The sequence below is a fragment of the Armatimonas sp. genome, from assembly GCF_031410135.1.
Lineage (GTDB): Bacteria > Armatimonadota > Armatimonadia > Armatimonadales > Armatimonadaceae > Armatimonas.
Map to the genome: position 1 here is coordinate 1 of NZ_JANNYP010000046.1, position 5464 is coordinate 5464.

The following is a 5464-nucleotide window of genomic DNA, read 5'->3' on the forward strand; positions in this document are numbered from 1 at the left end:
TGTCTCGGGGGTTACTGTGCTCACGGAGTGGTCGGTGGAGACGCTGGCCAGCGAGCTTTTGCGGGGCAATGCAGGCTTCTTCGTCCTGACCAACTCCCGTGCTCTCAACACAGACGCGGCGTTTGCCCTCTACCAAGAGATCGGGTGAAACCTTAAGTGCGCTTCCCATCAAACGGGAATCCCGATCCGAGCGCTTGCACGCGGTGACTCGACCCTGCGCGGCCACTTTCCCGCTGAGACCGATGCGCTTGATCAAACGCTAGGCCCGCACGACCTCACGCTTATCGTCCCGTACTTTGAGGAAGGGGAGCGCCGCACGCGAGACGACATTCACTATGTCGGGGAGACACCTGCGGCTGAGACGCCCTTTGCAAAAGATGCTGTCTTTGGTTTCAGCCACTCCAACCGGCGCGTGTGGGTCGTGGATAAGACTCTGGGCCGCGTGAAATCCGACGCCGTTGCCTCGCTCTCGCAAGCGACTCTGGAGTCAGGCAGGGACGCCACCGCCGCGTTTCTTGGTGCGCTCCCACACGCCACCTACTGCATCGTCAACGCCAATCTGCCTCAGCATGTTCAGACACTCGCCGAAGCGGTCTTTGCACTCGAAGCCAGCGGCAAGCGCATTCTCGCCCGCACTGCCGCCTCGTTTGGCGCGGCGTGTCTGGGTCAGGAAAGTGCGCCCCTCGCGACTCTCGCCGAGCACGACACCGGCCCCGGCGGCCTGATTATCGTCGGCTCCCACGTCCCCAAGACCACCGAGCAGCTCACGTATCTGAGAGAGCACGGCGATTTCGAGGAATTTGAGCTGGATATATCAAACCTCTCTCTCCCCCAGCCCCTCCCTCCCCCAGGCACTCGTTCCTCGTTGGGGAAGAGAGGGGAGCAAGATTCAGGAGCCCCTTTCCCAGTGAGGGACGAACGCCCGGGAGAGGGGTTGGGGAGAGGTATTGATGCCGCGCTCGCGAAAGGCCGTGATGTGCTGGTCTACACCCCGCGCGTCGTTGTTTCTGGCGATCTGGCAACGAGCGCAGAGTTCTCTCGCAGGCTTGTGGATCTGGTAAAAAGCCTCACGGTGCGGCCTCGCTGGATTCTGGCGAAAGGCGGGATCACCAGCTCAGATACTGCGACGAAGGCACTAGACGTAAAACGCGCGGAGGTGGTCGGGCCGATTCTGCCGGGTGTACCGCTCTGGCGACTGGGTGAGGAGAGCCGCTGGCCGGGTCTGCTTTATGTTGTCTTTCCCGGAAATGTTGGTGGCCCCGAGGCACTTTATGCAGCGTGGGAGCGCTTGCACGGAGAAATCAATACGAATATGAAAACCACACTGAGTATTAAAGGCGACGCGTTCTTGATCAATGGCAAGCCCACCTACGCCGGGCGCACCTGGAAAGGCCACAAGATCGAGGGGCTATTAATGAACTCCCGCGTCGTGCAGGCCACTTTTGATGACCTAAACCTGGAGACGCGCTCTCGCTGGACGTATCCCGATGGCACGCCCTACGATGCCGAAAAGAACACCGAGAAGTTTATCGCGATGCTCCCCGAGTGGCGCAAGGCGGGCTTGCTCTCGTTTACCGTGAACCTACAAGGCGGCTCGCCGGAGGGCTACTCCAAGTCGCAGCCCTGGCATAACTCCGCGATCAAGGCCGACGGTAGCCTGCGCCTGGAGTATTTGAAGCGCTTGGAGAAGATTCTTAATCGCGCCGATGCACTGGGGATGGCCCCAATCGTGGGGATTTTCTACTTTGGCCAGGATCAGCGGGTGAAAGACGAAGCTGCCGTGATCCGAGCCGTGGATAACACAGTGGATTGGCTCTTGCAAAAAGGCTGGCGCAATCTCCTGCTGGAGATCAACAACGAGTGCGATGTCAAAGCCTACGACCACGAGATTCTCAAGCCCGACCGAGTGCATGAATTGATATTGCGTGCAAAAGCAAAAAAACACAATAGCCAGCGTTTACTTGTGGGCACGAGCTATGGCGGAGGCACCGTGCCCAAAGAGAACGTCGTGCGTGCCTCGGACTTTTTGCTGGTTCATGGCAATGGCGTCTCCGATCCCAAGCGCATCCCGCAGATGGTGGTTGAGACCCGCGCTGTTCCCGGCTATCGGCCCATGCCGATTCTCTTCAACGAAGACGACCACTTTGACTTTGAGAAACCAGACAATAACTTTGTGTCCGCGATCTCGCAGTACGTGAGCTGGGGCTACTTTGACTACCGCATGAAAGACGAAAAATTCGAAGAAGGCTACCAGTCCATGCCCTGCGACTGGGGCAGCAACTCCGCGCGGAAACGCGGCTTCTTTAAACTCCTCAAGGACGTGACAGGCTCATGAGATTTATCAATATCGAAGGTGAGGCGGAGGATTTTATCCGCCAGGAAAAGAGTGACATTCGTTTGTGGCATCTGGTCAAAGCGGGCAACATCCCGACAGTCATGCCTGATGGTGATCCGCCGCACTGGGAGAGCGCGAGTGGGAAAGCGTATCTGGAACTTCTCCCCGATACTAGGCGCACTCATGCCGACAAGCTGATCCCTGGCGAGAATTTTTCCGACGAGCCCGGCAAAGTGGCGATCCTGACCTACAAAATCCAGGTTCCTGAGGCGGGACGCTGGCATGTCTGGGTGCGGGCGCATCCCACCGGCACCGAGGACAACGGCCTCCATGTGGGGATAGATGGCACGTGGCCCGAGCACGGACAGCGCATGCAGTTCGGGGGGACAAAGGGCTGGGCCTGGTCGGATAAGCAGCGCACGGAGAAAGTTCATACGGGCGTTGCGGGTGAGATCTACTTAGATATTGAGAAACCCGGCGAGCACTTGCTCCACTTCTCCATGCGCGAGGACGGCTTCGAGTTTGACAAGTTTATTCTTACCCGCGACCCGAAGTTCCGTCCGCCGGGTTACGAAGATAAGCCCGCTGGCCCCGTCCCCGCACTGCCCCCAGCAAGCGGCCTGATAATGGAAGCGACGAGTTTTTCCATCGAAGGCAGTGGCTACTATAAAGACAAGGGACGCTGGCTGGCGATAAACCCGGAAAAAAATAAAGAAGCGCAAGCGAGTGCACCATTTCCCTTTGCCAGTGGCACCTACGCGCTCACTTTGCATGCCGTGGGCGAGAGTGATGGCGGGTCGGCCTATGAGGTCTTTGCGGGGACGAAGAAGATCGGCGAGTTTATTGCCCCACTGAGCAAAGAGATGTTTGAGGAAGGCGCGGCGTACACGAAGACCTGGAGCGAGGTTGCACTCCAGAAGGGCGAGTCACTCCGGGTTGTCTCTAAGATCGCTTCCGCCGATGGCAAGGAGTATAGCCGTGCCCGCTGGGCACGCCTCGCCTTTGCCCCCAATACACCCGCCTTTGCCCCCAGTACACCACGCAAGCCCGACGGCACGGGAGCAGTGACTGTCACGGGCGAGCTCAAGCAGTGGCATAAAGTGACGCTGAACCTGGAGGGGCCGTTTGCGCGGGAGACCGACAGTGCGCCCAATCCCTTCACCGACAATGAGTTTATGGTGACGTTTCGGCACACGTCGGGCAAGAGCTACAAAACTCCGGGCTACTTCGCCGCCGATGGCAACGCCGCAGAGAGCTCCGCGACCGAAGGGAAGGTCTGGAGAGCGCATCTGGCTCCTGATCTGCCCGGCACCTGGAGCTTCGCAACGGAGTTTCTGCAGAGTGGCAAGCCGCTTGCGCCGTTTCATGGCAAGAGTGGCAGCTTCACCGTGGGCAAGACCGACAAGCGCGGAGCAGATTTTCGCGGCAAGGGACGGCTAGAGTACGCCCAGGAGCGCTACCTGCGCTTTGCCGGGACGGGTGAGCGTTTCCTGAAAGTCGGGGCCGATGCGCCTGAGACCTTGCTAGCCTACGCAGACTTCGACGACACCGTGGCCCCCAAGAAAAACGCGCCACTCAAGACCTGGCAGCCGCACCTGCGCGACGCGAAGCCCGGAGACCCGACCTGGAAAGACGGCAAGGGCAAGGGGCTGCTCGGGGCGCTCAACTATCTGGCGGGCAAGGGCGTGAACGGGTTCTCGTTTCTCACTTACAATGCCAGCGGCGATGGCGACAATATCTGGCCCTTTGTCAGCCGTAACGACAAGTTTCACTACGACTGCTCCAAGCTAGACCAGTGGGGGCGTGTCTTTGACCATGCCCAGAGCCTGGGGCTGTTCTTACACTTCAAGCTACAAGAAAACGAGCTGGACGACAACCGGCGCGGGGAAAAAGGCGAAGGCAACATCATTCCAGAGTCCCTGGACGGTGGCAAGCTCGGGCCGGAGCGCAAGCTCTACCTGAAGGAGCTGATCGCGCGCTTTGGGTACTTGCTCGCGCTCAACTGGAACCTGGGTGAGGAGAACACGCAGTCTACAGACGAGCAGAAAGACATGGCGGGCTACATCGCCCAGACCGATCCGTACTCGCACCACATCGTCGTACATACCTTCCCGCCACAGCAAGACAAGGTCTACGGCCCACTTCTGGGCAAAGGCACGGCGTTCACGGGGGCCTCACTGCAAAATAGCTGGAGCGCGGCGCACGCCAGGACGCTCAAGTGGGTTCTGGAGTCTGAGAAGGCTGGAAAGCCCTGGGTGGTCTGCAACGACGAGCAGAACCCCGCCGACATGGGCGCTCCCCCCGATCCCGGCTACGCGGGCGGTGATGGCGTGGCGATACAGGGCGGGAAGCCCTACACGCTCCACGATATTCGCAAGCAGTGCCTCTGGGGAACACTCATGGCGGGCGGTGCGGGCGTCGAGTACTACTTTGGCTACAAGCTTGTCCAGAACGATCTGATCTGTGAGGACTGGCGTAGCCGCGACAAGAGCTGGGAGTACGGCGCGATTGCTCTGCGCTTCTTTGCCGAGAGCAAGCTGCCGTTCTGGGAGACCAAAAACGCCGATGTGCTCACGGATGTGGGGAACTTCTGCCTCGCCAAAGTGGGGAGTCTCTATCTTATCTATGCCCCCAGCGGCGGCGCACCGACGCTGGATCTGACGGGAAACAAGAAAAACTTCCGTGTCTCCTGGTTCAACCCACAAACCGGCGGTGCACTCCGGCCCGGCAGTGTTCGTAGCGTCTCGGGTGGCGGGAAAGTGGCGCTGGGAATGCCACCGGGCGACCCGCAGCAAGACTGGCTTGTCGTCGTGCAGGCATGAGACACCAGAACGGCACCTGGGAAACCGTAGCGACGCAAGGCTCGTGCACGGCGCGTCACGAGGCGGCGATGGTGGCGGTGAAGGGGCGACTCTACTTGCTCGGGGGACGTGGGATCAAGCCGGTGGACGAGTTCGATCCCAAGACCAGCACCTGGCGACCGCTCGCAAGGCCCCCGCTGGAGCTGCACCACTTTCAGGCGGTAGCTCTCAAAGATCGCATTGCCATCGTCGGGGCGATGACGGGGGGGTATCCCCACGAGACCCCGATCCCGAACATCTGGTTCTTCGATCCCGCGAAAAACGAATG

Annotated in this window: 3 protein-coding genes; all 3 read left to right on the forward strand. The window is 59.9% G+C overall.

Going from position 1 to position 5464, the window contains the following annotated elements; translation table 11 throughout:
- Positions 1 to 184: 184 nt before the first annotated feature.
- A complete protein-coding gene (locus tag RMO15_RS01630; RefSeq protein ID WP_309707206.1) occupies positions 185 to 2335 on the forward strand; it encodes a four-carbon acid sugar kinase family protein in 2151 nt (716 codons plus the stop codon).
- Entirely contained in the window at positions 2332 to 5157 is a 2826-nt protein-coding gene (locus RMO15_RS01635; protein ID WP_309707203.1) for a DUF5060 domain-containing protein, read from the forward strand. The genes RMO15_RS01630 and RMO15_RS01635 overlap by 4 nt, the downstream gene beginning before the upstream one ends.
- Positions 5154 to 5464, forward strand: a 311-nt coding sequence (locus tag RMO15_RS01640) for a hypothetical protein (RefSeq protein WP_309707204.1), incomplete at its 3' end; no start/stop codon positions are given. The genes RMO15_RS01635 and RMO15_RS01640, both read left to right, overlap by 4 nt.